The 26742-nt window shown below is 68.1% G+C and carries 23 protein-coding genes; 13 read left to right on the top strand and 10 right to left on the bottom strand.

Annotated features, from left to right (window positions below; genetic code table 11):
- The first annotated feature begins 36 nt into the window (after positions 1-36).
- A complete protein-coding gene (locus ACFTSF_RS24830) occupies positions 37-744 on the top strand; it encodes a PH domain-containing protein (protein ID WP_344154938.1) in 708 nt (235 codons plus the stop codon).
- Here the strand turns inward: ACFTSF_RS24830 and ACFTSF_RS24825 are convergent.
- The 3 genes from ACFTSF_RS24825 to ACFTSF_RS24815 form a co-directional block, all read right to left on the bottom strand.
- Positions 710-1972 carry an RNA polymerase sigma factor gene (locus tag ACFTSF_RS24825; protein WP_380156001.1) on the bottom strand — a complete coding sequence of 421 codons (1263 nt, stop codon included), beginning with the start codon at positions 1970-1972 and terminating at the stop codon, positions 710-712. The two genes, ACFTSF_RS24830 and ACFTSF_RS24825, sit on opposite strands and share 35 nt — an antisense overlap.
- The gene (locus ACFTSF_RS24820) at positions 1973-2320 is read right to left on the bottom strand and encodes a YciI family protein (protein WP_344154944.1); all 348 of its coding nucleotides are present in this window, start codon (positions 2318-2320) and stop codon (positions 1973-1975) included.
- A 75-nt stretch (positions 2321-2395) separates the two neighbouring features.
- On the bottom strand, positions 2396-3154 hold the full coding sequence (locus ACFTSF_RS24815) for a maleylpyruvate isomerase family mycothiol-dependent enzyme (protein WP_380156000.1): 759 nt from the start codon (positions 3152-3154) through the stop codon (positions 2396-2398).
- A gap of 44 nt (positions 3155-3198) precedes the next feature.
- On the opposite strand from ACFTSF_RS24815, the gene ACFTSF_RS24810 reads away from it, so the two are divergent.
- From ACFTSF_RS24810 to ACFTSF_RS24795, 4 genes are all read left to right on the top strand, one after another.
- On the top strand, positions 3199-3702 hold the full coding sequence (locus tag ACFTSF_RS24810) for a MarR family transcriptional regulator (protein ID WP_344154950.1): 504 nt from the start codon (positions 3199-3201) through the stop codon (positions 3700-3702).
- 80 nt (positions 3703-3782) lie between these two features.
- Positions 3783-5456, top strand: a complete 1674-nt coding sequence (locus ACFTSF_RS24805) for a methylmalonyl-CoA mutase (RefSeq protein WP_380155999.1) — start codon at positions 3783-3785, stop codon at positions 5454-5456.
- Positions 5377-7170, top strand: coding sequence for an NAD-binding protein (locus ACFTSF_RS24800; RefSeq protein WP_380155998.1), 1794 nt, complete (start codon positions 5377-5379; stop codon positions 7168-7170). The genes ACFTSF_RS24805 and ACFTSF_RS24800 overlap by 80 nt, the downstream gene beginning before the upstream one ends.
- Before the next feature lie 76 nt (positions 7171-7246).
- Positions 7247-8188 carry a tetratricopeptide repeat protein gene (locus ACFTSF_RS24795; RefSeq protein WP_344154959.1) on the top strand — a complete coding sequence of 314 codons (942 nt, stop codon included), beginning with the start codon at positions 7247-7249 and terminating at the stop codon, positions 8186-8188.
- A 16-nt stretch (positions 8189-8204) separates the two neighbouring features.
- Here the strand turns inward: ACFTSF_RS24795 and ACFTSF_RS24790 are convergent, their stop codons facing one another.
- Positions 8205-9800, bottom strand: a complete 1596-nt coding sequence (locus ACFTSF_RS24790; RefSeq protein ID WP_380155997.1) for a DUF5722 domain-containing protein — start codon at positions 9798-9800, stop codon at positions 8205-8207.
- A 107-nt stretch (positions 9801-9907) separates the two neighbouring features.
- On the opposite strand from ACFTSF_RS24790, the gene ACFTSF_RS24785 reads away from it, so the two are divergent.
- Complete coding sequence (locus ACFTSF_RS24785; protein ID WP_380155996.1) at positions 9908-10795, top strand: MurR/RpiR family transcriptional regulator; 888 nt, start codon at positions 9908-9910, stop codon at positions 10793-10795.
- An 870-nt stretch (positions 10796-11665) separates the two neighbouring features.
- Here ACFTSF_RS24785 and ACFTSF_RS24780 read toward each other — a convergent pair.
- The gene (locus ACFTSF_RS24780; protein ID WP_380155995.1) at positions 11666-12847 is read right to left on the bottom strand and encodes a citrate/2-methylcitrate synthase; all 1182 of its coding nucleotides are present in this window, start codon (positions 12845-12847) and stop codon (positions 11666-11668) included.
- 73 nt (positions 12848-12920) lie between these two features.
- On the opposite strand from ACFTSF_RS24780, the gene ACFTSF_RS24775 reads away from it, so the two are divergent.
- On the top strand, positions 12921-14075 hold the full coding sequence (locus tag ACFTSF_RS24775) for a citrate/2-methylcitrate synthase (protein WP_380155994.1): 1155 nt from the start codon (positions 12921-12923) through the stop codon (positions 14073-14075).
- On the opposite strand, the gene ACFTSF_RS24770 is transcribed toward ACFTSF_RS24775, so the two are convergent.
- Positions 14020-15498 (bottom strand): flavin-containing monooxygenase, encoded by a 1479-nt coding sequence (locus ACFTSF_RS24770; protein WP_380155993.1) that lies wholly within the window; start codon positions 15496-15498, stop codon positions 14020-14022. The two genes, ACFTSF_RS24775 and ACFTSF_RS24770, sit on opposite strands and share 56 nt — an antisense overlap.
- A 141-nt stretch (positions 15499-15639) precedes the next feature.
- Here ACFTSF_RS24770 and ACFTSF_RS24765 point away from each other — a divergent pair, with 141 nt between their 5' ends.
- Together ACFTSF_RS24765 and ACFTSF_RS24760 are read left to right on the top strand one after the other, a co-directional pair.
- A complete protein-coding gene (locus tag ACFTSF_RS24765; protein ID WP_344154976.1) occupies positions 15640-16011 on the top strand; it encodes a YciI family protein in 372 nt (123 codons plus the stop codon).
- 76 nt (positions 16012-16087) lie between these two features.
- Complete coding sequence (locus ACFTSF_RS24760; RefSeq protein WP_380155992.1) at positions 16088-17290, top strand: RNA polymerase sigma factor; 1203 nt, start codon at positions 16088-16090, stop codon at positions 17288-17290.
- Here ACFTSF_RS24760 and ACFTSF_RS24755 read toward each other — a convergent pair.
- Entirely contained in the window at positions 17280-17738 is a 459-nt protein-coding gene (locus ACFTSF_RS24755) for a MerR family transcriptional regulator (protein ID WP_380155991.1), read from the bottom strand. The two genes, ACFTSF_RS24760 and ACFTSF_RS24755, sit on opposite strands and share 11 nt — an antisense overlap.
- Before the next feature lie 23 nt (positions 17739-17761).
- Here ACFTSF_RS24755 and ACFTSF_RS24750 point away from each other — a divergent pair, with 23 nt between their 5' ends.
- A complete protein-coding gene (locus tag ACFTSF_RS24750) occupies positions 17762-19000 on the top strand; it encodes an MFS transporter (protein ID WP_380155990.1) in 1239 nt (412 codons plus the stop codon).
- 16 nt (positions 19001-19016) lie between these two features.
- A complete protein-coding gene (locus ACFTSF_RS24745; protein WP_380155989.1) occupies positions 19017-19829 on the top strand; it encodes a phosphotransferase family protein in 813 nt (270 codons plus the stop codon).
- 112 nt (positions 19830-19941) lie between these two features.
- Here the strand turns inward: ACFTSF_RS24745 and ACFTSF_RS24740 are convergent, their stop codons facing one another.
- Together ACFTSF_RS24740 and glgB are read right to left on the bottom strand one after the other, a co-directional pair.
- The gene (locus ACFTSF_RS24740; RefSeq protein ID WP_380155988.1) at positions 19942-20814 is read right to left on the bottom strand and encodes a GNAT family N-acetyltransferase; all 873 of its coding nucleotides are present in this window, start codon (positions 20812-20814) and stop codon (positions 19942-19944) included.
- A 10-nt stretch (positions 20815-20824) separates the two neighbouring features.
- Positions 20825-23059 (bottom strand): 1,4-alpha-glucan branching protein GlgB, encoded by a 2235-nt coding sequence (glgB, locus tag ACFTSF_RS24735; protein ID WP_380155987.1) that lies wholly within the window; start codon positions 23057-23059, stop codon positions 20825-20827.
- A gap of 99 nt (positions 23060-23158) precedes the next feature.
- Between glgB and ACFTSF_RS24730 the strand changes: the two genes are divergently transcribed.
- Positions 23159-23395, top strand: a complete 237-nt coding sequence (locus ACFTSF_RS24730; protein ID WP_380155986.1) for a CopG family transcriptional regulator — start codon at positions 23159-23161, stop codon at positions 23393-23395.
- Positions 23386-23799 (top strand): type II toxin-antitoxin system VapC family toxin, encoded by a 414-nt coding sequence (locus tag ACFTSF_RS24725; RefSeq protein WP_380156283.1) that lies wholly within the window; start codon positions 23386-23388, stop codon positions 23797-23799. The genes ACFTSF_RS24730 and ACFTSF_RS24725 overlap by 10 nt, the downstream gene beginning before the upstream one ends.
- Here the strand turns inward: ACFTSF_RS24725 and ACFTSF_RS24720 are convergent.
- Positions 23788-26709 (bottom strand): ATP-binding protein, encoded by a 2922-nt coding sequence (locus ACFTSF_RS24720; protein WP_380155985.1) that lies wholly within the window; start codon positions 26707-26709, stop codon positions 23788-23790. The two genes, ACFTSF_RS24725 and ACFTSF_RS24720, sit on opposite strands and share 12 nt — an antisense overlap.
- Positions 26710-26742 lie beyond the last annotated feature (33 nt).

The following is a 26742-nucleotide window of genomic DNA, read 5'->3' as shown; positions in this document are numbered from 1 at the left end:
GGGGTCACAACTGACGCAGTCCAGGGGAGTGAGCGGATGGCCGGGATTGGCCTCTTCCGGATGTTCGATCCGAAGGTGCGACGCCACCTGATCTCGGACGAGGGCGAAGTCGTCATCGACGAGGTCCGGCAGCACTGGGTCGTCTTCACGGTCCCGATGCTCGAGGTCCTGCTCGCGGCGGCCTTGCTGGTCGCGATGGTGACCACACCGATCGGTGGGCAGCCGGTGCTGCTGGCGATCTGCCTGGTGCTGCTCACGCACGCCTTCTGGAACTTCCTGACCCATCACCGCGACCGCTTCGTGGTCACCAACATGCGCGTGATGCGGATCCGCGGCGTCTTCTCGCAGACGGTCGCGACCACCCCGATCGCGCGAGTCCTCGACATCACCCTGCAGAAGCCGATCATCGGCCGGATGCTGGGCTACGGCCACTTCATCTTCGAGTCGGCCGCGCAGGACCAGGGCTTCCGCGAGATCAAGTGGGTCAGCCGGCCCGACGACCGCGACCTGACCATTCAGCGCGTTATCCAGCGCACCGGTCTACGCGCCTCCGCGAGCGTCGACGTCGTCCAGAGCGACGAGGACTCCGACGACGACGGCACCGGCCCGATCGGGATGGACTCGGCGCAGGAGGTCACCACCACGACCGCCGCACCGGCGCATCACTCCCGGCCGGCGCCCACCTCCGCACCCGCCTCGAAGTCGATCTTCAACAGCGATCGCGGGAACTGGACCGACGACTGAACTCCTCGAGCCGACGCTCGTGATGCCGCCGTTCGGCGGTGGTCGCGGGTTCGGCTTGGGACAACTCGTCGATCGCCTCGGGATAGCGATGCAGGCGGGCGAGGAGCTCGGCACGTACGGCGTGGGTGCGTGAGCCGGTCTGCTGCTTCAGCAGGGTCAGCCCGGCTTGCGGTCCATCGACCTCAGCGATCGCGACTGCGTGCGCGAGCTCGGCAGCCGGTGTTGGCGCGACCGAGAGCAGGAGCTCGTAGAGGCGGACGATCTCGCGCCAGTCAGTGATCGAGTACGCCGGGGCTCGCGCATGCTCGGCCGCGATCGCGGCCTGGAGTTGGTACGGGTCGGCCTGTCGGTCGGACCGCTCCAAAGAGTCGTTGAGCAAGGTGATTCCGCGTTTGATCGCTGCGGCATCCCAGAGCGTTCGGTCCTGCTGGTCGAGCGTGACGACTTCGCCTTCTGGATCGAGGCGGGCCGGACGGCGGGCTTCGGTTAGCAGCAGCAAAGCCAGTACGGCGGTCGGCATCGGCTGCTCGGGGAGTAGCCCGTGCAGGAGTTCGGCCAGCCGAATCGCCTCGGTACACAGATCGACGTCGTACGGCGTCTCGCCCGCGGCCGGCGCATGACCGGACGTGTACAGACTGTGGATGACCGCGCAGACCGCGGGTAGTCGGTCGGCGAGTTCGGTCGCGGGCGGAACGCGGTACGGGATGTTGGCGGCCGCGATCTTCTTCCGGGCCCGAGTGAGCCGCTTCGCGGTCGCAGCCTCGGTGGTGAGCATGACCGCGGCGATCGCGGCGGGAGACAGCCCGCAGAGCGTGCGCAGAGCAAGCGCAACCCGAGTAGGCGGCGACAACGTCGGATGGCAACACGTGAACACCAGCCGAAGCAGATCGTCCTGAAGGACCTGCTCGGAGTCCACTGCATCACCGAGCAACACCGGATCCTCAACAGGAGCTGGGTGGGTGAGCTCGAGGAGTTCGGATCCCTGGCGTTCTTTGTCGGCGCGGGCGCGTTCGCGGCGGATGATGTCGATTGCTTTGCGGCGGGCGGTGACTGTCAACCAGGCTCGGGGTTCGGGTGGTATTCCGGTGACCGGCCAGGCGTTGAGGGCGGCCAGGGTGGCTTCCTGGACGGCGTCTTCGGCGAGTTGGACGTCGCCGACCGTCCGGATCAGGGTCGCGAGGATGCGCGTGCCCTCGATCCGGATCGTGTCCGCGACTTCGTCGTACATCTACTTGGCGAGGATGACCGGGCGGACCTCGACGGCGCCGTTCCAGGCGGCGGGGATCTTGGCGGCGATCGCGACCGCTTCCTCCAGGTCTTCGGCCTCGATCAGGTAGTAGCCGGTCAGGGCTTCCTTGGTCTCGGCGTACGGGCCGTCGGTGGTGACGACCTGCCCGCCGCGGGCGCCCTCGACGCGGACCACGGTCGCGGTCGTCGTCGGGTGGAGGACGGCGCTGGCCTTGATCTGGCCGGCGTTGTCGACGCCGAACTGCCGGTACTCGGCCAGCTCGGCGGCTTGCTCCGGTGCCCACCAGTCCACGTCGGCGGTGTAGGTGAGTGCGAGGTACTGCGTCATCTCGGAACTCCTCTCATCAGGACCACTCTGGTCCTTCGGGAAAGGAACGAACAGCAACTCGCCATCAGGACATCCCTATTGCGTGGCTTCGGTCAGGCGGCCGCGGAACTCCCGGACGACGTCCTCGGAGCCGGTGAACTGGACGGCGTCGTCGCTGGTCCGGCCCCACAGCCAGAGGTAGACGGCGCCCGGATCACCGAAGATCTCCGCGTCCGCCTCGCCCTCGGCGCCTTGCAGCACGGTGACGCTGGTGGCGTCGGCGCGGACGGTCCACGATCTGCCTTCGGCGGTGATCCGGACGGTTGCGTCGAGCGGGTGCTTGGTCCAGTTCTCGTCCCACCAGGGGCCACCGAGGTTCGGATACAGCAGCTCGTCGATCCCGTCCAGCGCGAGCTCGGCCGCGATCGGGGTGACCACGTCATGCGCCAGCTCGGCGTCGATCCGGTGTACGACGGTCTCCATCGCCATCCGCCGGTACCAGAAGCCCGACGTACTGTCGGCCGGGCTGAAGGTCCAGGTCTGCTGCGTGGTCCCGGCCTGCCGCAGTGCCGCCGTCAGAGCGCTCAGAGATTCGTCGTACAGCTCGAAGGCGTCGCGTTCGTCGAGCCCCTCCGGCGGCCATGGCTTCGGGAGGGCGCCGAGCCTGAGCACCTCGATCTTGTGCAGATACACCTGAGCGACATGCCGGACGACGGACTCGACCGTCCAGCCCGGGCAACTCGGCACGGCCGCGTCCAGCCCAAGCTCCGCGACCTCGCGCAGGCGGGCAGACTCGGCGGCGAGCTGCTCGAGGTAGTACTCCGCTGACAGGTAGAACTCGGCTGGCAATCCCATGCCCTTGACCATCCCACAGGCCGCCGACAGTTACTCTTCGGTTCATGGCGAGGAGACGGGCGTTGCCGTTCGATCCGATCGACGAGGCGTCGCGGCAGTGGGGACACCGGTGGGGCGCGGTCGAGCAGATGCGTGCCGTCACGTCGTTGATGCGGGCCCAGCAGATCGTGATCGGCGAACTCGACGACATCCTCCGCAAGCACGGGCTGACCTTCGCGCGGTTCGAGGCGCTGGTGCTGCTGACGTTCTCCCGGCGCGGATCGCTGCCGCTGGGGAAGATGGGTGAGCGCCTGCAGGTGCACCCGACCTCGGTGACGTCGATCGTCCGGCGGCTGGAGGCTGCCGGTCTGGTGCTGCGGATCCCGCATCCCGACGACGGCCGGGCCGTGCTGTGCGAGATCACCCAGGACGGTCGCGACCTTGTCGAGCGCGCGACCGCCGACCTGGTCGACGCCGACTTCGCGCTCAAGGGCCTGACCGACGAGCAGCTGAAGATGCTCTGGTCGGTCCTCGAACCGCTGCGCCGGAGCGCGGGCGACTTCAGCTAGCCCTGTTCAGCTGGGCGTGTTCACGGAGTTGTCAGCTTTCCGCGGTTGGAAATAGTTGGACGTCCTAGTATTTTGAGACCATGGATGCCGAGGAGATCGCAGCCGGCCGCAGCCGGTGGCAGCAGCGCTACGACGCCGCCCGCAAGCGGGAGGCGGACTTCACGACGCTCTCCGGCACCGAGGTCGAGCCGGTCTACGGCCCACCGGAGGGGCATGACGACCCGCGGATGGACCGGATCGGCTGGCCGGGCGAGTTCCCGTTCACCCGCGGTCTGCACGCGACTGGGTTCCGCGGCAAGCCGTGGACGATCCGGCAGTTCGCCGGTTTCGGCAACGCCGAGCAGACCAACGAGCGCTACAAGATGATCCTGAACGGCGGTGGTGGCGGCCTGTCGGTCGCGTTCGACATGCCGACGCTGATGGGTCGCGACTCCGACGACCCCAAGGCGCTCGGCGAGGTCGGCCACTGCGGCGTCGCCATCGACTCGGCCGCTGACATGGATCGGCTGTTCAAGGACATTCCGCTCGAGGACGTCACGACCTCGATGACGATCTCCGGCCCCGCCGTACCGGCCTTCGTGATGTACCTGGTCGCCGCCGAGCGGCAGGGCGCGGACATCTCCAAGCTCAACGGCACGCTGCAGACAGACATCTTCAAGGAGTACATCGCGCAGAAGGAGTGGCTGTTCCCGCCGGAACCGCACCTGCGCCTGATCGGTGACCTGATGGAGTACTGCGCGGCCGGCATCCCGGCGTACAAGCCGCTCAGCGTCTCCGGGTACCACATTCGCGAGGCCGGATCGACGGCCGGCCAGGAGCTCGCGTACACGCTCGCCGACGGCTTCGGGTACGTCGAACTCGGCCTCGACCGCGGTCTCGACGTCGACGTGTTCGCGCCCGGTCTGTCGTTCTTCTTCGACAGTCACCTGGACTTCTTCGAGGAGATCGCGAAGTTCCGCGCCAGCCGCCGGATCTGGGCCCGCTGGATGCGCGACGTGTACGGCGCCAAGACCGACAAGGCGCAGTGGCTGCGGTTCCACACCCAGACCGCAGGCGTCTCGCTGACCGCCCAGCAGCCGACACTGAACGTCGTACGGACTGCTGTCGAAGCTCTTGCTGCCGTTCTCGGCGGCACGAACTCGCTGCACACCAACGCGCTCGACGAGACGCTGGCGCTGCCGACCGACCAGTCGGCCGAGATCGCGCTGCGCACGCAGTCGGTGCTGATGGAGGAGATCGGCATCACGAACGTCGCCGACCCGCTCGGCGGCTCCTGGTACGTCGAGGCGCTGACCGACAAGATCGAGGCCGAGGCCGAGGAGATCTTCGCGCGGATCAAGGAGATGAGCCCGGACGGCACCATGACCGGCGGCATCCTGCGCGGGATCGAGGACGGCTGGTTCATGGCCGAGATAGCCGATGCGGCCTTCGAGTACCAGCAGAAGCTCGAGAAGGGCGAGAAGAAGATCGTCGGCGTGAACACGCTCACCGACACCGTTTCCGGCGGCCTGGAGATCCTCCGGGTCAGCCATGAGGTCGAGATCGAGCAGTGCCGGGTGCTCGCGGCGCGCAAGTCCCAGCGCGACGAGGACCTCGTACGGCGTACGCTGGCGGCTCTTGTCGAAGCGGCCAGAGGGACTGGCAACCTGATCGAGCCCATGCTGGAGGCGGCGCGTGCGGAGGCCACGATGGGGGAAATCTGTCACGTTCTTCGGGACGAGTGGGGCGAGTACCGAGAGCCCGCCCGGTTCTGAGGAAGCAGTACCGACAGAACCCAGTACGACGGCGCGGATTCAGGCGGCGGCCGGCCCACCCGATGGGCGGGCCGTCATCGTCTGTGGTTCGGACCGCACGATGCTGCGGGTCGTCACCGAGCTGGTGAGCTCGGGCGAGCAGGTGGTGGCGATCGTCAACCCCGCCTCGCGGCACTTCGACCGCATCAGCGAGCTCGGCGCGCACGTGATGGGCGTCCGGGTGATCAGTGAGTCGTTGCTGCGCCGCGCCGGCATCGACGCGAAGGACGGACAGCCGTCGACCGCACGGGCGCTGGTGCTGCTCGACACCGACGACGTCCACAACGTGCACACCGCGTTGACCGCGCGCGACATGGATCCTGGACTGCGGATCATCGTGCAGATGGTCAACCCGCGGCTGGGCAAACAGCTGCACAGCCTGCTGGGCGATTGCGTGGTCATCTCCGGGCCCTCGCTGGCCGCGCCCGCGTTCGTGGCGGACGCGCTGGAGGATGACGAGCTCACCTGGCTCGAGATCGGTGATCGGCGGCTGGTCGCTGGTCAGGCCGAGCTGATCCGGGAACCACATCTGACCGTGCTGGCCGACACGACCTCGTCCGCGACGCCGGAGCTGCTGCCGATGTCCAGCGCCGATCCGAGTGGCGACATCGTGCTCGGGACCGGGATCAGGACGGTCTGGCGGACGCGCGACGTACGGCGGGCCGGGTGGTTAATGGCGTTGAGCGACGTGCTCGATCGCCGCGTACGGCGGATCGCGGCCGTGATGGTGGGTCTCGTGCTGATCGGGACCGTGCTGACGCATTTCATCGCGAAGATCGACTGGTTGCGGGCCCTCTATCTGGTCGCCGGCGCGGTCACCTCGGCCGGGATCGAGGACGACACGTTCTCCAACGCGGCGCCGTGGGCGAAGGTCGCGGCCGTGATCGTCCAGCTGACCGGCATCGTGCTGGTGGCGCTGCTGACCGCGGTGATCGTCGACTCGCTGATCGGGGCGCGACTGTCCCGCGTGATCGGTGGCGTTCGTGGCCGGCCGCGCAACCATGTGGTCGTCTGCGGCCTCGGTACGGTCGGCGCCCGGGTGCTTGAGATCCTGTCCGAGCGTGGCGTCGCGGTGGTCGGCGTCGAACACGATGAGGATGCGCCCGGCGTACAGACTGCACACCGGTTGCGGATCCCGGTCGTGATCGGGGACAGCAGCAACGAGGAGACGCTGCGGTCGGCTGGTGTCCAGCGGGCGCAGTCGGTCCTCGCGTTGACCGATGGCGACATCACCAATCTGGAGTCCGCGATGGTGGTCCGGGATCTCAACCCGGATGCGCGGATCACGATGCGGATGTTCGACCACGACCTGGCCCAGCGGGTCGAACGGCGGCTCGGTCTCGGGCATAGCCGCTCGGTGTCGATGCTGGTCGCCCCGGCGATCGCGGCCGCGGCGGCGAACCGGCGCAGTCAGGTGACCGTGCCGGCCGGACGTCGGGTCCTGCTGCTGACCGAGGTGGCGGTCGAACCAAGCTCGGTCGCGGTCGGCCTCCGGCTCGGCGAACTGGACGAGGCGGGCGGTCTCCGGGTGCTCGCGCACAAGCATGGTGCGGACCCCTGGGACTGGACCCCGGCGTACGACGGACTGCTCCAAGGGGGCGACCGGATCGCGGTCGCGGGTACCCGGAGCGGGCTGGCTCGGCTACTCCTGGCTACCCGGGCTCCCAACGCTTGAGTAGCGTCGGAGAAGATAGACCAGTGAACGTACGCGGTGGGCGCCTGATGGGCGCGAGCGGAATGCGAGGGCAGTGGTGAGTCAGTCCAACTTCTCCCGTCCCGGGGCGATCGATCTGTCGGCTCTGCGGAAGCCTGCGGGTGCGCCCGCCGGTGCGCCGGCCGCCGGTGGTTCGGCTGGTGGTTCAGCTGCAGGGTCGTACGTGCTGAACGTCAGCGAGCCGACGTTCCAGAGCGACGTGATCGAGCGGTCCCTGCAGGTACCGGTGGTGGTCGAGTTCTGGTCGCCGCGCGCACCGGGGTCGGCCGAGCTCGGCCAGGTCCTGTCGAAACTCTCGACCGAGTACGCCGGTAAGTTCGTGCTGGCGCGGATCGACATCGACGCGAACCCGCAGCTGGCTCAGGCGGTCGGCGTGCAGTCCGTGCCGCTGGTGATCGCCGTACTGCGTGGGCAGGTCGTCCCGCTGTTCCAGGGCCCGCTCGGCGAGGCCGAGGCCCGGCAGTACCTCGACCAGCTGCTCACTGTGGCTGTGGCGAACGGTGTCACCGGCCGGGCTGAGCCGGTCGGAGCGCCGGCCGAGGCGCCGGCCTCCGAAGAGGAAGACGCGCCGAACCCGCGGTACGCCAAGGCGGAGGACGCGGTCGGGGCGGGTGACCTCGAGGGCGCGATCGCGGCGTACGAGGAACTGATCAAGGAGACGCCGAACGACGCCGAGGCGAAGTCGGGTCTGGCCCGGGTCCAGCTGTGGAAGCGGACCCAGGAGGCGCCGGCTGATGTCCGCACCCGCGCGGCCGACAACCCGGGCGACATCGAGGCGCAGATGCTGGTCGCCGATGTCGACCTGATGGGCGGTCACGTCGAGGACGCGTTCAGCCGGTTGATCACCGTGATCCAGACGACCGCGGGGGACGAGCGCAACACTGTCCGCCTGCATCTGCTGGAGCTGTTCGAGGTCGTCGGCGCCGAGGACGAGCGGGTCGGCAAGGCCCGGCGCCGGTTGATGGCTGCGCTGTTCTAAGTCAGGGCGCTGACTCTTAGGGCGCTGAGTAGCCCAGGAGTTGTTCGGTGCGCTGGCCTTCGCAGTTGGAGTCCCGGGAGATGAAGTGGTCTCCATTTCCCGGGATGTAGCAGCGGTAGATGGGCACTGCGCCGGGGGCGGACGACGTGAGCACATAGCCGACCGGGCCGAGGGCGCGCAGTCCTTCGCATCCCGCGTCGCGAGTCAACAGGTTGTGCCCGCCGACCTGGCATTCGTACAGCCGGGCGGTGCCGGGCGCGGGTTCGCGGAGCAGGCGCCAGGTGCCTTCGGCGGCGAACCCGTTTGGCAGCAGCCGGGATGACGCCCAGTGGCCGCGGCTTCCGTGGTACCCGCGGGTCAATGTTGTGTAGGGCAACTTCTCGAATCCGCAGCTGAGTTGCGGCGGGTTCAGGTCGTTGCGGTTGGCCAGCGCCCAGGTCGACCAAGCGGGCTTGGCCGACTTGTCGGCGTACCGGAGGCCGAGCCCGATGCCCTCTTCGGGGTGGTCGACCATCCGGTGGTAGACGAAGTTCGTGATCCCGGGCGTGCCGAGGACGTTGCGGAAGATGTTGCAGAGCGCGGCCGCCTGGCGTGCGGGTGTTGATGGTGCCGTCGAGACCACGCCGCTCTCGGTGAGCTGGACCTCGGTCGCGGCTGGGCTGTTCGGGTAGTTCTGCTGCAACCAGCCGAGCAGTACGCCGACATTGCCGTGCGTCAGATAGGGGTAGTCGTCCGCGCTCACCACGTCGCTGGTCAACGGGTGCGCGTACGGGTGCGCGGCGACTCGCCAGGTGCGAGCGCCGACGCGGTTGGCGAGCCCACGCAGTACCGTCTGGCCGGCCAGGGTGGCGTCCCTTGCGGCTGGGCGTTCCAGCTCGATCCCGAACTGCTGGTCGATCGACGTTAGTACCTTGGCTTCCGACTGCGCTGCGCCGATCCGGTCGTACGCCGCGTTGTAGTTGGCGGCGATCTCGTCCAACCACTTCGTGGTGTTGCACGGAGTGCCCTCACCACAGCCGATGTCGAACCAGGCATTCGTGTTGACCTCGTTGCCGATCACGAAGTCCGCGATCCGGCCGTGGCCGTGCAGACCGTCGTACCGTTGCGCGATCATCCCGGCGAACCGGCCGAAGTCGGCGGGATTGTTCGGCGTACAGAAGATCTCCATGCCCGGGTTGACGGGGGAGCAGGGCTTACCGGTCCGCGCCCAAGCGGGCGTGCCGTAGACGACTGCGGTGACGATCACGCCGCGGTCGGTCCAGTCCTTGATCGCCGCGTCGGTGGCCGGGTCCACGGTGAAGCAGCGGTCGTCGTACTCCTGCTCTGTTGCTGAACAGGGCGCGGGTTTGCTGGTCTGCTCCCAGGCTGCCCAGACCATGTTCATCGCGACGCCGCCGGTGTTGTTGCTCGCGATCTCCTGCGGGTTGGCCCAGAAGTCGGGCTGGATCGCCTTGATCCGGTAGGCGTCGCGCGCCGGGTAGGGCAGACCCGCCTGAGGCATCGCTGGTGCCGCCGGGTGGGCCAGCGCGGCTGGTGCGGCCGGGGCGTTGAGGGGCTGGATGGCGAGGGCGGCGACGGTCGCTAGGGCGATGACGATCCGGCGAAGCTGCATGAGGTGACGATGGCGGCTGCGCGCGGCCGCGTCGACCCTTGCAACGTCCGCCGAAGGGCATTGTGAACTCTTGCAATCCTCGACGTACTGGTCTGAGAATAATTCACATGAGCATTGCTGCCGTCCCATCCCCGCCGAGCCTCGAAGTGCGGATCCGCGGACTGCTGCCTGCGCTCAGCCCCGCGCAGAGCCGAATCGCGGCCGAGGTACTGCGCGATCCGAGCGGAGTCGCGTCCTCGACAATCGGCCAACTCGCGGGCCGCTGCGGTACGTCGCTGCCGAGCGTGACCCGGTTCTGCCTCGCTCTCGGCCTCTCCGGGTACGCCGAGCTCCGGCTGGGCCTCGCTGCCGAGACCGGCCGCAGCAGCCTGAGCTGGGAACGCGGTACCGGCGCCGAAGTCGGCCCTGACGACTCACTGGACGACGTCCTCCGCACCCTGCTCCGCGCCGACACCCAAGCCCTCGAAGACACCGTCGCAGCCCTCGACGTGTCCGCACTCGGCCGCGCAGTACTCGCAATCTCCGACGCCCGCCGAGTCGACCTGTACGCCGTCTCAGGTTCAGCCGCAGTAGCCGAGGAACTGCGCCTCCGCCTGCACCGCATCGGCCGCGGCGCCAACAGTTGGAGCGACGTCCACAACGCCCTCACCAGCGCCGCCCTGCTCGGCCCCGGCGACGTAGCCGTCGGCATCTCCCACAGCGGCGAAACAATCGAGGTAGTAGAACCCCTAACTCGAGCCGCCACCCAAGGCGCCACAACCGTCGCCCTCACCAACTACCCCCGCTCCCCCCTGGCCCAAGCCGCCGACATAGTCCTCCTCACCGCAGCCCGAGACATCACCTTCCGCTCCGGCGCCCTAGCCGGCCGCCACGCCCAAATGATCGTCCTGGACGCCCTCTACCTAGGCGTAGCCCAACGCGACTACCCCCTCTCCTCCCAAGCCTTCGACATCACCGCCGACGCAGTAGCCACCCACCGCCGCCAGGCAAGGTGATCGCCCCCACCCGTGCACCTCATTCGTGGCGCGGGTGGTGTTGCCCGTCCACGCCCGGCGGGTGGTGGCTCATCGTGTGCAGTTGACCGCCGGTCTGAGCTTCTGGTTGGTGATGCACGTGGTTGAGGCTCGCCTCTGCGGCATCCGAGGTCCCCGCTGCCGCAATGTCCGAAGAACCCGCAGGCGTGGTCTCAGGCAGGCGTGGTCTCCGCACCATCGGACGTTGGCCGCGGAGGATGCGTTGGTCGGTAACTTTGGGGCGCTATCCGCGAAAAAATTACCGTCCAACGCACGACCGCGCTGCACGCACGACGAGGCGCAGCACGCACGACGAGGCCCGGCGCCGTTTGGTGAGGTGCGGGGTGGGTCAGTTGTCAGCCGGCCTCCTTCCGGCACGGCGACCACAGCCCGGTAACCCCAAGCGATGTGGAGCCGCGGTCACCGGACCTCGCCATCCGCCTCAGCCACCGCGGCGCTCAGCCACGCTTTCTTTTTAGTCGGCCGGAGGCGGCGATCAGCCAGAGCGGACGTCCCCGGCCGAGTCCTTTCGGACCTGTACCTCGACTCGACCGCCAAAGGCGGCCGACAAACCAAGAGGGTGCGCCGCGCGGGTGGCTGGGCTGGTTGGCGAGGCCCGGCGACCGCGGCTGCGCGTCGTCTTGGGCTGACGGGCTGTGGCTGAGGTGCGTGATGCTCGAGGTCTTGCGTTAGTCGGAGGATTTTCGGGTCCAGGCGCCGATTCCGTTCCGATCAACGTGCCAGACATCCGCGGGAGCGAGATCGCGGGCCGGCGGTCACCTTGAGCACCCACCAACCAGTTGACACCCCACCGAAACGATCGAACCGTGCTCAAGGTCGCTGCGGAGGAGCTCAGTCGGAGGTGGGTTCGCCGGTGTAGATGCCGGGGGCTCGGAAGCGGAGGGCGGGGGCGGCGTATTCCTCCAGGGCGTGGGCGGTCCAGCCGGTGATGCGGGCCAGGGCGAAGAGGGCTTCGCCGGCGTCGGGGCGGAGGTTGTGGGCGTGCATGAGGGCGGCTAGTGCTAGGTCGCTGTTGGGGAAGGACTTGGTGCGGGTGGTGATTGTTTGGACGACTTGCATGATCGGGGCGTCGCCGAGGAGTTCGAAGAGGGTTTCGGCTCGGGGGTCGCGGGCGCGGTAGATCTTGTGGCCGAAGCCGGGGACTGGGGTGCCGGCGCGGAGGTTGTCGGAGAGGGCGGTCAAGGGGTCGTCTTTTGCGCGGTCCAGGAATTCGTAGGCCAGGGTTGGGGCTGCGCCGTGGTACTGGCCGTCCAAGGCGCCTAGGCCTGCTGACACGACGGCGTACAGGTCGGCTCGGGCGCTTGCTGCTACTCGGGCTGCGACGGTGGAGACGGCGAGGCCGTGGTCGGCCAGCAGGATGAGTACGGCGTCTATCAGGTCGGGGCGCGGTGGTTGCGCGGACGGGGCGGTGGTTACGAGCTTGGGCCAGAGGCGGGTGCCGGGGGAGGAGTTCGGTGAGGCGGTGGGGCCGGGGAGGGCGGTGATGAGGGTGCCTAGGAGGGTGCGGGCTGCGGTGGTGACTGCGGTGGGTTGGAGGTCGAAGCGGAGGGGGTCTGCGGCGCCTAGGGCGGCTACGGCGATGCGGAGCTTGTCGGTGAGGCGTGCGGTGGGTGGAAGGACGCCCATGGCGGCTCGGGCGAGGTCGATCGAGGGGCGGTGGATCGGGAACGGCGGTTGGTCGGTGAGTTCGCCGGTCCAGAGGAGGTTGGCGACTGACTCGGGCGACGCGGAGGTGGCGAGGTCGCGGACGGAGTGGCCGCGGTAGTAGAGCTCGTCGCCGCTGAGCAGGGTGAGGGCGGACTCGGTCTCCTCGACGGCGCCGGAGTGTTCGACTGATCGGCTTGCCAGGCGTTCGATCTCGGCTGCTGCGAACAGGCTGCCGCGGCGGCCGCGGGCGCGGACGCTGGTGAGCAGGCCGCGGCTGACGTAGGCGTAGACGGTCTCGGGTTTCACCCGGAGCCGCCTGGCGACCTGGGCGGTGGTCAGGTAATTCTCGTCACCTTCGGCTGGCATCCACGCTCCATCATGCACTCATGTTGACTGGATCAATATTGACAATACTTGATTGCGAATCAACCCTGAAGTCATGTCAACGACGATCAGTGTTCCGCCCGGTCTCCGCAATGTCGTCGTCACCGAGACGACCCTCGGCGACGTCCGCGGCGATGAAGGGTTCTACCACTACCGGCAGTACTCGGCGGTCGACCTCGCCAAGTCGAAGACGCTGGAAGACGTCTGGTTTCTCCTGTTCGAGGGCCACCTGCCGAACGCTGCCGAGCGCGCCAAGTTCATCGCCGAGCTCGCGCCGTTGCGGGTGCTGCCGGAGGAGGTCCGCGCAGTCCTGCCCGCCATCGCCGCGGCCGGGCCTACATTCAACCCCCTGGCCGGCCTCCGAACTGCCCTTTCCCTCTTGGCGGCCACCAAGAATTTGCCGCCACTGTGGGATGTCGACCCGGCTCGCCGGAAAGCGGACGCCATGCTCGTCTGCGCGGTCACCCCGACCATCCTCGCTGCGCTGTACCGGCTCCGCGAAGGTCAGCAACCTCTCGACCCGCGCGCCGACCTGACCGCCGCCGCCAGTTGGCTGTACCTGGTCACCGGGAAGGTGCCGACCGATGTTGAGGCGTCCGCTATTGAGCATTACTTGATCGCTACCGTCGATCATGGATTCAACGCGTCAACGTTCACCGCCCGCGTCATCACCTCGACCGGCGCCGACCTGGCGTCGGCGGTCGCCGGAGCGATCGGCGCCTTCTCCGGCCCGCTGCACGGTGGTGCCCCCGACCGTGCACTGGCCAGCCTCGACGAGATCGGTACGCCGGATCGCATCGACGCCTGGGTCCGCGCGAAGGTCGAGGCCGGTGACCGCATCATGGGCTTCGGGCACGCCGTCTACCGCACCGACGACCCCCGCTCACTCATGCTGCGCGAAATCGCCCGCGGGCCGATCAGCCACGGCCCCGGCGGCGAGCTCGTCGAGTTCGCGACCACGGTCGAGCAGCGCATCGTCGACGTACTGGCTGAGCTCAAGCCCGGTCGCAACCTTTACGCGAACGTCGAGTTCTACGCTGGGGTGGTGATGGAGCTCTGCGGTATCCCGCGCGCCATGTTCACCCCGACGTTCGCGGTCAGTCGAGTGATCGGCTGGTCAGCCAACATCCTCGAGCAGGCCGCCGACTCCAAGATCATCCGCCCGAGTGCGCAGTACGTCGGCCCGCCGCCACCGGCGCCCGTCGAGTGAACTTCAGTACGCCGTCCTCGATCGAACCGAAGCGGAACATCAGCAGATCCCGCGGGTAGTTCTGCCGCAACCGCCAGGGACCATTGGGACCCTGGCGGGGCAGAATGCCGGCGGCTCGCTGGATGTACCCCGAGGACAGATCGACCACGGGCCGCCGGGGAGCGTCGTACTCGGCCGCGTCGATCTCAGGCAGGCAGATGTCGGTGCCGGTCTCGCGCAGGTGGTTGAGCAGGCGGGCGACGAACTGGGAGCTCAGGTCGGAGCGCAGCGTCCAGGAGTTGTTGGTGTAGCCGACGCACCAGGCCAGGTTCGGTACACCGCTCAGCATCAGACCCTTGTAGACAAAGGTCGAGCTCACCGGGACCTCGCGGCCGTCGACCGTGAGCGAGATCTTGCCGAGGGCAACCATCTTCAGGCCGGTCGCCGTGACCACGATGTCGGCCTCCAGTTCACGACCGGACTTGAGTAGCAGTCCGGTCGGGGTGAACCGCTCGATCTCGTCGGTCACCACCGAAGCCGTCCCCTTCCGCAGAGCGCGGAACAGATCGGAGTCCGGGACGAGGCAGAGCCGCTGGTCCCACGGCTTGTACGGCGGGGTGAAGTGCGGATCGGCGGGGATCGAGTCGGGCAACTGCTTGGCCGCCATGCCGTTGAGCAGCCTGGCCGCCTGAGTGGGGAACCTGCGGAGCGCCCGGTAGGTCAGCGTGCTGAGGGCGATGTTCTTCGTGCGGACGATGCGATGGGCGAGCTTCTCCGGCAGTACGCCGCGGATCCGGTCGGCGAACGCATCGCTGGCGGGCCGGGAGGCGACGTAGCTCGGCGTGCGCTGCAGCATCGTCACGTGCTCTGCGATATCGGCCATCGCCGGGACGAGCGTGACGGCGGTCGCGCCGCTGCCGACGATCACCACGCGCTTGCCGGCATGATCCAGGTCCTCCGGCCAGTGCTGCGGATGCACCACCTTCCCCTGGAACGACTCCTGCCCCGGGAAGTCGACGACGTACCCCTGCTCGTAGTCGTAGTACCCGCTGCAGGTGTAGAGGAAGGAGCACGTGTACGACGAGTCGTCCGTCTCGACCGTCCATTGCGCGGTCTCGGACGACCAGGATGCGCGCAGAACGCGCTGCCCGAACCGGATGTGCTTGTCGATCCCGTATGTCGATGCCGTCTCGGTGACGTACTCGCGGATGTCCTGCCCGTCGGCGATCGCCTTCCCGCCCCACGAGTGGAAGGGGAAGCCGAGCGTGAACATGTCGGAGTCCGACCGGATCCCCGGATAGCGGAACAGGTCCCAGGTTCCGCCGATCGCGTCCCGGGATTCGAGGATCGCGTACGACCGGTCGGGGGACTGGGTCTGGATCCGGTACGCCGCGCCGATCCCGGACAGACCGGCGCCGACGATCAGGACGTCGAGGTGCTCCATGCGTTCCTCCTGGGGCGGAAGGCTTGTTGAGTACGCACTCAACAGTACCGCGAAAACTGCCCGCACGGTGCTGTCGATTCCGTTCGGGGCCGATCGTCAGCAAGATGTCCAGTAAGAAAGCCCGAGACTAGGGAGCCCGAGATGGCGCAGTACATGTTCCTGCTCTTCGACAGCGAGGAGTGGTACGACAACGTCACGCCGGAGGATTGGCAGCAGGCGATGAAGCTGCACGGCGCGTTCGCGGAGGCGGTCGAGAAGGCCGGGGCCCGGATCCTCGGCGGCGAGGCGCTGGAGCGGTCCAGTACGGCGAGCACGGTCAAGCAGCGCGAGGGGTCGGAGCCGCTCGTCACCGACGGGCCGTTCCTGGAGACCAAGGAGGCGCTCGGCGGTTTCTACCTGGTCGAGGCCCGTGATCTGGACCAGGCGCTCGAGCTGGCGAAGATCTGCCCGGCCGGCAACGTCGAGGTCCGCCCGGTGATGGACACCTCCGCGGACAGCGGCCCGCAGGCCTGACCGCGCGATGACCGAACCTCCATCCACACCCCGGAGCACTCCCGCAACCGGGGTGTGGGAGGAGGCGGGTGTAGATGTGCGGCTGGTTGTGGCCGCAGTCGAGCGCGCTCATCGGGAGAGTTGGTCGTCGGTTCTGGCCTCGGTTGTGCGGCTGACTCGGGACCTGGATCTGGCCGAGGACTGCACGCAGGATGCCTTCGTCCAGGCGCTCCGGAACTGGCCGGACGAGATCCCGGCCAATCCCGGCGGCTGGCTGACGACGGTTGCGCGGCGGCTGGCGCTCGATCGGCTGCGGCGCGAGACCACGCTCCGGCGGAAGCTGCCGTTGCTGATCGAGGAACCGGGGGAGGTCGAGCACCCGACCGACCCGCTCCGGCTCGTCTTCACCTGCTGCCACCCGGCGCTCGCGCAGGAATCGCAGGTGGCGCTGACGCTCCGGCTGATCTGCGGTCTGACCACCAGTGAGGTCGCGGCCGGGCTGCTGATCAGCGAATCGACCGCCGCGGCCCGCATCACCCGGGCGAAGAAGAAGATCGCGGCCGCCGGCATCCCGTACCGGATCCCGGCCGATGACGAGCTGCCCGCGCGGCTGGACGCGGTCCTCACCGTCGTCCACCTCGTCTACACCGCCGGCCACGTCGCGGCCGGCCCCGAGCTGACCCGGACTGATCTGACTGGCCGCGCGATCGAGCTCGCCCGGTTACTGCAAAGGCTGATGCCGACCGAGACCGAGCCGGAGGCGTTGCTCGGCCTGCTCCTGATGAATGAGGCGCGCGGTGACGCCCGGATGAGCGCGGACGGCGAACTGGTGCTGCTCGCGGATCAGGATCGGTCCCGCTGGGACGTGAAGATGCTCGCCGAAGGGGTGTCGCGCGCGACCGCTGCGCTGCTGACTGGGCAGGGTCGTTTCGCCTTGCAGGCGGCGGTTGCGGGCCTGCATGTCACTTCGCCGTCGTGGGAGCGAACCGACTGGCAGCAGGTCGTCCGGATGTACGACGCGATGATGGTGAGCTGGCCGACGCCGATCGTCGCACTCAACCGGGCGGCGGCGCGCAGTCTGGTTCCGGGTGCTGATCTGGCCGCGGTACTCGCCGAGCTGGATGCCTTGGGCAACGAACCGGCGCTGCGGTCGTACGCCTACCTGCCCGCGGCCAGGGCCGACGTACTGGCTCGGTTGGGTCGGCAGGCCGAGGCGGCCGATGCGTACGGCGAGGCTGTGGCGCTCACGACGAATGAGGCCGAACGCCGGTTCCTGGAGCGCCGCCGAGCTAGCCAGTAGGGCCGGGGAACCAGAGAGTGTCGGCGGTCCCGGCCTCGAGCCGGCCGCGGTAGACGTCGATCTTGTGGTCGATCAGCTGGAGATTCTCCTGGAGCTCCGCGAGTTTGGTGAGCACCTCGGCGCGATGCGATTCGAGCAGCGCGAGGCGTTCCTTCTCGTTCCCGGCGCCGGCCAGGACGAGATCGGCGTACTCGCGGATCGTCCGGATCGGCATCCCGGTCGCGCGCAGGCGGGTGCAGATGCCGATCCACTTGAGGTCGAGATCGCGGTACCGCCGTCGGCCGCCGCTGGTCCGGTCGACGGTGGTGACCACCAGACCGGCGCGTTCGTAGTACCGGAGGGTGTGCACGCTGACGCCGGTCCGCTCGGCCGCCTCGGCGATGCTCACTCCAGCTTCGGGCAGCGCATCTCCGGAATCGGCTTCGGCAGAAGGTTTGACTTCGAGCACGCTCTAAATCCTAGGTTCGAGGTATGAGAGTTTCAACGAGGCAGCGAGTCGTCCTGGCGATCTGCTGCGCGAGCATCATCGTCTCGCTGATGGACGTCTCGATCGTCAATGTGGCTCTACCGTCGATCCACAGTGATCTCCGTACGTCGGTCAGCGGCCTGCAATGGACTGTCGACGCCTACACCCTGGTGCTCGCCGTACTGCTTCCGCTCGCGGGTTCGACCGCGGACCGGATCGGCCGGCGCCGGGTGTTCCAGCTCGGCCTGGTCGTGTTCGGCCTCGGCTCGCTGGCCTGCAGCCTGGCGCCCGGGATCGGCTGGCTGATCGCAGCCCGCGCGGTCCAGGCGGTCGGCGGCACCATGCTGAACCCGGTCGCGATGGCGATCGTCGTCACCACGTTCCCCGACCGGGCCGAACGCGCCAAGGCGATCGGCATCTTCGGCTCGATGTCCGGTCTCGCTCTCGCGCTCGGGCCGATTCTCGGCGGCGCGCTGGTCGACAGTTGGGGGTGGCGATCGATCTTCTGGGTCAACCTGCCGATCGTCGTGATCGCCGTCGTCTGCACCCAGCTGTTCGTCCCCGAGACCCGCGCCGATCACGCCCGCCGATTCGACCCTGTCGGCCAACTCCTGTTGATACTCACGCTCGGCACGTTGGTCGCCGCGATCATCGAGTCAGTCCCGTGGCTGCTCATCCTGACCGTGCTGGCCGCGACCGCGCTGATCGCGTACGAACGCCGCCGTACCGAACCGTTGCTCGAACTGCGCCTGTTCCGCAGCGTCCGCTTCAGCTCCGCGCTGGTGATCGCGTTGGTCGCGTACGTCGGGTTCGGCGCCTACCTCTTCGTCACCACCCTCTATCTGCAGAACGTGCGCGGCCTGCCGGCACTGGCCGCCGGGGTGACGCTGTTGCCGGTCGGCCTCGCGATTCTCCTCGTCGCGCCGTACGCCGGTCGCCTGGTCGCTGCACGCGGTCCACGCCTGCCGCTCCTGATCGCCGGTACGGCGTTCGTCGTCAGCGTGCTCGCCTCGTTCGCCCTCGGAGCCGCGACCCCGCTGCCGATCGTCCTCGCGATCTACCTGGTGTTCGGCATCTTCGTCGGCATGATCAACCCGCCCCTCGTCAACACCGCTGTGTCCGAGACGCCCACCGACATGGCCGGTCTCGCCTCCTCCATGGTCTCCACCGGCCGCCAGGTCGGTATCAGCCTCGGTGTCGCTATCGCCGGAGCGGTAATTGCGTCGACCGCTCTGGTCAGGTGAGGCAGAGTGCTCACCTATGAAGTTGATCGGGCAGGGCATGGAAGGCGCCGTCTACGACCTCGGTGACGGTCTGGTCCGCAAGGTCTGGTTCGATCGGCGCCCCGACGATGTCCGTCCGTTGAAGGCGTTCCTCGACGAAGTGCCCGAGCTCCCGTTCCGTACGCCGCGTATCCGCAAGATCGAGACCGCGGACAACGGGCTGGCCGTCACTGACGAGGACCTGCTGACCGGTACGCCGTTCGACCGGACCAACCTCGACGCGTTCGTAAATGTGGTCGAGGCGCTCGGCACGACGACCGCTGGTCCGGCGAGCAAGGCGCTTCCGCTACTCAACGAGCCGTTCTGGGACGACGACCTCTCGTGGGGTGAGGCACTCGCAGCTCTCGTCCAGCGCCGGGCAGCGGCGTCCCGCGAGCACCTGGCGCGCGACGTACCGGATTTCCCCAAGCTGCTTGATCAGGTCATCCGGCGGCTCGCGTCCATCACCCTGGACCGCCTGAGCATCGTCCACGGCGACATCTGCCCACCCAACCTGCTGATGGACGGCGCCCGCCCGTCCGCCTTGCTCGACTGGGGCTTCCTCTCGACCGCCGGCGACAACACCTTCGACGCCGCCCTCGCCGCCGGCTTCTTCGACATGTACGGCGCCGACGCCAGGCAGCGTGATCTCGCCCTGCTCGACCGCTTCGAGGCGCTCGGTCACGATCGCGAGCGCATGCACCTCTACCGCCAGGCCTACGCGATCATCACCGCAACCATCTACGACCCCAACGCAGGCGACGGCCACTACGCCTGGTGCACCGCCGACCTCAACCGCCTGCCTTGGTGAGCGGACCGCCCCCACTCACCAACTCTGCGCGGCCTGCCCGGCTCACGCTCAGCAGGCGCTGCCGACGGGGCTGCCGACCGGTTTGGTGAGTGGCACAGGTCCGCCCTCACGACTAGATCGGTTCGCCGTTGCTGAGGTTGTGGAGTTGGGAGGGCTTGGCGAGGATTTGGGGGAGGCGGCGGGCGTTCAACGGGGAGACGAGGCCTTCTAGGGCTTCGGGGGAGTGCCAGGACAGGGCGAGGATTTCGCGGCCGTCGGGGTGCAGGGTTTCGAGCAATGTCGGGTCGTGGACGCCGCCGTCGTACAGGATTTCGACGGCGTCGCCCCAGCCTTCCCAGCGGGGGAGCCAGTCGATGGCTAGGACGCCGAGCAGGGGGAGGGCGATGCCGAGCTCCTCCTCCATCTCGCGGGAGGCGCCGGTGGCGGGGTCTTCGTCGGGTTCGACGACGCCGCCGGGGAGTTCGAGGTCCTGTTTGTAGCTGACCTGGCAGAGCAGGACGCGGCCGGTGGTGTCCTGTACGACGACGTGCGCGATCACGCGCTTCTTCGGCAGCGTGGAGTCCATCAGCGTTGTCCAGCCGAGGACGGAATCGGGGCGCGGGTCGTCGCTGCGCATGCCGTAGACGACGACGTCGCGGCGCTCGCCGTCGACGAGCGCGGCGCCGCGGAGGAGACCTTCGCGACGGAAGCCGGATCGGATCGCGACCCGCATCGACGAGTGCAGGGACGGGTCGACGTCGATCTGCAACCGGTCCAGACCGAGCTCGGTGAAGGCGTATTCGGACAGTAGCCGGACGGCTCGTTGGGCGAACTCGGGGCCGCCGTCCAGCGCCCACACGACCAGGCCTGCGCCAGGCGAAGTCCGCCGTACCTCCACTGTGCCGAGAGGGTTGCCGTTCTCGACTTCGAACGTCACCACCTGCTGGTCCTGCGTAGCAAGGCGCAGTGTCAGGTCACCATCGGTCAGCGGTTGTACGGCGGTCACTCCACGAACGCTACCCGTCGTACCGCAAGTACACGGTGGCCAGGGGCGGAACGGATAGCTCGGTGCTTGTCGTCATGCCGTGCCACTCGGGGCCGTCGGCGGTGACCGCGCCGAAGTTGCCGACCCCGGAACCGCCGTAGTTGCCGGCGTCGGTGTTGATCACCTCGGACCACTGACCGGCGTACGGGAGGCCGAGGCGGTAGCCGTGGTGCGGGAGTGCGGAGAAGTTCGCGATACAGGCGATCGTCGGCTCACCCTCGTCACCGAAGCGGACGAACGAGAAGACGTTGTTGCCGGCGTCGTTGGCGTCGATCCAGCTGAACTTCTCCGGCGCGTGATCGGTCCGCCACAAGGCCGCCGTGCCGGTGTAGACGCCGTTCAGGTCGCGGACGAGGTCCTGCAGACCGCGGTGGTTCCCGTGGTCCAGCAGCCACCAGTCGAGCTCGCCCTTCTCGGACCACTCCGACTCCTGACCGAACTCGCAGCCCATGAACAGCAACTGCTTGCCCGGGTGCGCCCACATCATCGCCAGGTACGCGCGCAGGTTAGCCAGCTGCTGCCAGCGGTCGCCGGGCATCTTGCGCAGCAGCGAACCCTTGCCGTGCACGACCTCGTCGTGGGACAGCGGGAGGACGAAGTTCTCCGAGTAGGCGTACATCATCGAGAACGTCAGCTCGTGGTGGTGGTACTGGCGGTGCACCGGCTCGTGCTCCAGGTAGCGGAGCGAGTCGTTCATCCAGCCCATGTTCCACTTGAAGCCGAACCCGAGCCCGCCGAGATGGGTGTCGCGGGTGACACCCGGCCACGACGTCGACTCCTCGGCGACCGTGATCACGCCGGGCACTCGCTTGTAAAGCGTCGCGTTCATCTCCTGGAGGAACGACACGGCCTCCAGGTTCTCGCGGCCGCCGTACTGGTTGGGGACCCACTGGCCCTCTTGGCGCGAGTAGTCCAGGTAGAGCATCGAGGCGACCGCGTCCACGCGCAGGCCGTCGATGTGGAACTCCTCGGCCCAGTAGATCGCGTTCGCGACCAGGAAGTTGCGCACCTGCGGCCGGCCGAAGTCGAACACCAGCGTGCCCCAGTCGGGCTGCTCGCCGCGGCGCGGATCCGGGTGCTCGTACAGCGGGGTCCCGTCGAAGCGGGCCAGCGCCCACGCATCCTTCGGGAAGTGCGCCGGCACCCAGTCGACCAGTACGCCGATGCCTGCCTGGTGCAGCTTGTCGACCAGGAACCGGAAGTCGTCCGGGTCGCCGAACCGCGAGGTCGGCGCGAAGTACGAGGTCACCTGGTAACCCCAGGAACCGCCGAACGGATGCTCCATCACCGGCATGAACTCGACGTGGGTGAACCCCATGTCGTTGACATAGGCAACAAGCTCGTCGGCGAGTTCGCGGTACGACTTCCCCTTGCGCCAGGACCCGAGGTGCACCTCGTAGACGCTCATCGGCTCGGCATACGCCTGGGACGCGGCCCGGCGCTCGATCCAGTCAGCGTCAGCCCACTCGTACGACGATTCGTGCACCACTGATGCGTTGGCGGGCGGGACCTCGGCGAGGTTCGCCATCGGGTCCGCCTTCTGCCGCCACACGCCGTCCCGGCCGCAGATGTCGAACTTGTACCGCGTGCCCGGGCCAATGCCCGGCACGAACAGTTCCCACACACCGGACGAGCCCAGCGAGCGCAGCGGATGCGCACGCCCGTCCCAGAAGTTGAAGTCGGCAGTCAGCCGAACGCCTTGCGCGTTGGGCGCCCAGACGGCGAACGACGTCCCGGTCACCGCACCCGTAGGACCGTCGTACCGGCGAACATGCGCACCGAGCACCGTCCACAACTGCTCGTGCCGGCCCTCGCCGATCAAATGCAGGTCGACCTCACCGAGCGACGGCAGATACCGGTACGGGTCGTCCACCTCGACCGCGGGACCATCGGTGTAGCTGACCTCGAGCCGATAATCCGGCACCTTGTCGGTGTCCAGCACCCCGACCCAGATCCCGTCGTGCTCGTGTCTGAGTGGCAGGCGTTTGCCGCCGTACAGGACGGTGACCGAGCTGGCGAACGGCCGCAGCACCCGCACGGTGACCCCGTGCTCGCCGAGATGCGGCCCGAGCACCTGATGCGCATCGTGGTAGGTCCCACCCACCACTCGCTCCAGCACAGTCCGGTCCACCGAAACCGCTGTCACCACAGGCTCTTCGACAGCCACCACCGGCTGCTCCATGGCTTCGCGCTCACTCGATCCCATGCACCCCATCCTGCCCGATAGCCAACACATTCACTGCACCCCGTACCCGACAAGTCACGACCTACACGAGGAAGATTCGCGCTGGTATGCTGGCATACCATGAAGCGAACCACAGTGAAGCTTCCAGACGAGGTCGACGCACAGCTACGGCACGAGGCCGCACGTCGGGGTTTGACGATCTCGGAGCTGACCCGGGAAGCCCTCGAGACACACCTCGCCAACGGTCGCGGCAAGCGCCGGCGGCTGCTGGCTGCCGGTGCGGGCCGCAGTGGTCAGTCGGATGTCTCTGAGCGCATCGAGGAGATTCTCGCGGCGGAGGTCGACCGATCGCACTGATCGTCGATGCCGGTCCGCTGTATGCCTATGTCGACGCGGACGACAAGCATCATCAGGAATGTCTCGAACTGCTGGCGACACACCCAGGGCCGTTGCTCGTGCCGACGCTCGTGATCACCGAGGTCACCTACCTGCTGGCGAGTCGCCTCGGGCCGGTTCCGGAGATCCGGTTCCTCGGCGACCTCGCGAACGGCAACCTGGTCGCTGAACCGGTGGTGCCGAGAGACTGGCTACGGATCGCCGAACTGGCCTCTGTCTATCGCGATCTGCCGTTGGGGACAGCGGATGCTTCGGTGGCCACGGCTGCGGAGCGATTGGGCATCGAGCAGGTGGCAACGCTCGATCGACGACACTTCAGCGTCGTCCGCCCGCTCCACTGCGACGCCTTTGAGCTATTGCCTTAAGGCGGTGCGTACCTCCGTGAGGCGGGTGGCGTAGCGGGGCCAGCCGAAGCCGGTGCGGGTGTAGGCGATGGTGGTGTCGCTGACCAGGTCGGTGGTGCGCTGGCGGTCGCCTTGGGCTAGGGCTAGGGCGGCGGCTACGGCTCGGGCGGCTAGCCAGGAGGTGCTTTGGGCGGGGGCTTCGGCGAAGACGGCGTCCAGGAGGGCTGCTGCTTCGTCTAGTTCGCCTTGGCGGACCAGGACGTCGGCCAGGTCGATGTAGGCGTGGCTGACGCCGCTGTCGTCGGCGAGGGCGTATTCGACGGCGGAGCGGAGGTGTTTTTCGGCTTCGTCGAGGTCGTTGCGGGCTGCGGCGGCCAGGCCGCGGATGACGTCGTTCAGGGGGAGGATCTGGCGGTCGTCGAGGCGGCGGGCGTAGTGGTCGGATTCGGCGGCTGCTTTGAGGGCCTCGTCCCAGCGGTCTAGGCCGACCAGGGCGCCGGCGAGATTGCTAAGCCCTCGCGATAGACCGTGCTCGTCGCCGAATTCGCGGTCGGCGACGATGCAGGTCTCGTAGCACTCGAGGGCGCGCTCGGATTGGCCTGCGTAGACGTACAACGTGCCTAGCGCATCGGTGAACGCCGACAGGCGGCGCTCGTGTTCGCCGGAGGAGCGGGCCAGCGCTTGTCCGGTCAGTAGTGGGGTGAAGGCGTCCAGTAGGCGGCCGCGCTCGATCTCGACGATGCTGCGGTAGTACAGCGCAGTCAGCGTCAACGTGTCGTCGTCCTGCAGTGGTGCGAGTCGCTCGGCCTCGGTCAGCAGTTCGGCGGCGCGGTCGAACTGACCGCGCATCGTGAGCACGAAACCGTGGTTACACAACGCGGTCAGGCGCTCGGACGTGGTCGCGCCCGGTGCATCGGTCAACGCGTCGAAGTGTCGCGCAGCCTCGGCGTACCAGCCTCGGATCAGCCACGGGGTGTGCATGACGAGCGCGAGTCGCAGACCTGCCGCGGCGCGTTCCGTGCCAGCAGCACGATCGAGTACGTCGAGCAGGTTCGGCCACTCGGCGAAAACTTCGGTCAGGGCTTCGGCGTTGGCGAAGTCGTCGCTGTTCTGGCCGGCGGTTTCGACGTAGCTCATGGCCCAGTCGAGCTCGGCGCTCCGCGCAGTGTCGGTCTCACCGGCCTCTTCCAGCTTCGTCAGCGCGTAGTCCCGCACGGTCTCCAGCAAACGGAAGCGACGCCCGTTGACCGCCTCGACTGTCAGCAGACTCCGGTCCGCAAGCTCGGTCAGTGCGGGCGCGACATCGCGCGGATCGAGCGCGACCTGCTCGGCCGCCTCAAGAGTGAAACCACCGGCGAAGACCGCGACGCGACGCAGTACAGCACGCTCGGTGTCCCCGAGCAGCTGGTGACTCCAGTCGAGTGCCGCGACCAGACTTGTATGACGGGCCTGCGAATCCCGCCCGCCGGCCACGAGAAGCCGCATCCGATCCGTCAACCGCTTCGCCAACTGCGGGACAGTCAGGGTGCGCGTAAGACCCGCCGCCAGCTCGATTCCGAGTGGGAGGCGGTCGACCGCCGTGCAGATCGCGGCGACCTGTTCGGGATCGGCGCCCTGGGCATCAATCGCGCAGCGCTCGGTGAACAGCTGCGCGGCCGCCAACGCATCCATCGGACGCATCGGCCGAACCTCTTCAGCCTCCAGCTGCAACGGCCGCTGCGAAGTCACCAACACGGTCAGCCCCGGCGCCCGCCGTACCAGCGCGGCCACGATGTCGGCGACCTGCTCGACCACATGCTCGGCGTTGTCGATCACCAGCACCGAACCGTCGAGCGCCGAGGCAGCCGACGCAAGCGGATCCGGACCGCTCGCCTCTTCGCCCGCAATCGCCTCCAGTACGGCGCCTTCGCGCAACAGCGGCGCCAGCTCGACCAAGCGAACCGGGCGATCGGTCACCGTCCGGACCGCCTCGAACGACAACCGGGACTTGCCGCTCCCCGGACCGCCGACCAGCGTGATGACACCGGGCTGCGGGATCCGGTTGATCAGCCAGGACAGCTCTTCCTGCCGGCCGACGAAGCTGGTCAGCGGCGAGGGCAGGTCGGCGACCGCACCGGCGGGAGCCGTGGGCGTAGAGCGAGTGGCCGCGCTCGGCGCCGGGGATTCAGATGCCGTCGGCAACAAAGTCGGATCCTGCCGGAGCAGCCGCAGCTCCATCGCCGCGGTGTCCGGCGCCGGGTCCACACCGAGCTCGTCGGCCAGCCGGTTGCGCAGCTTGGACATCCGGCTGAGCGCGTCCGCCTGGCGACCGGTCCGGTAGAGCGCGAGTGCCAGCAGGCACCACAGGCGCTCGTGCAACGGATTCTCCGCGGCGAGTGCCTCGAGCTCGCGCGCCGCCTCGGCCGCATGACCGAGTGACAACTCCGCATCGAGCAACTCCACCTGCAGAGTCAGCTTCCACGCATCCAGTTGCTCGCCCTCGGCAACGGCGTACGGGATCGTGCGCAGGTCGGCGAGCGACGGGCCACGCCACAGATCGAGCGCCTCCTGCGCGGCCGTCTTGACGCCGAGGCGATCACCGGACCGTACGGCGGTGTGCATCCGCTCGGCGGCTGCCCGGGCCTCCGACAGGTCGCTCAGGTCGGCGGCCAACGCATAGCCGCCGTTCACCCGGGTCAACGAGTCGGGGGAGTCGATCGCCGCCCGCAGCCGGGACGCAAGCACCCGCAGCCGTTCGGTCGGGCGCGCCAGATCGACATCACCCCAGAGATCCGCGGCCAGCCGATGATCGGGTACCGACATCCCGCCGGCCAACGCCAGCCGCACCAGCAACGCCCGCTCCAGCGGCCGGTCGACCGCGACCGCCCTGCCGCCGACCCGGACAGCGAGAGGCCCAAGCACGAGGACCTCAAGCGGTGGAGCGGGTGGCATACCCGCAAGTATTACAGTGGCGACGCCCGCACG

It is taken from the genome of Kribbella sp. NPDC056951, from assembly GCF_042674205.1.
Classification (GTDB): domain Bacteria; phylum Actinomycetota; class Actinomycetes; order Propionibacteriales; family Kribbellaceae; genus Kribbella; species Kribbella yunnanensis.
The sequence above is the reverse complement of the archived record's forward strand: the minus strand, read 5'-3'. Positions and strand labels throughout refer to the sequence as shown.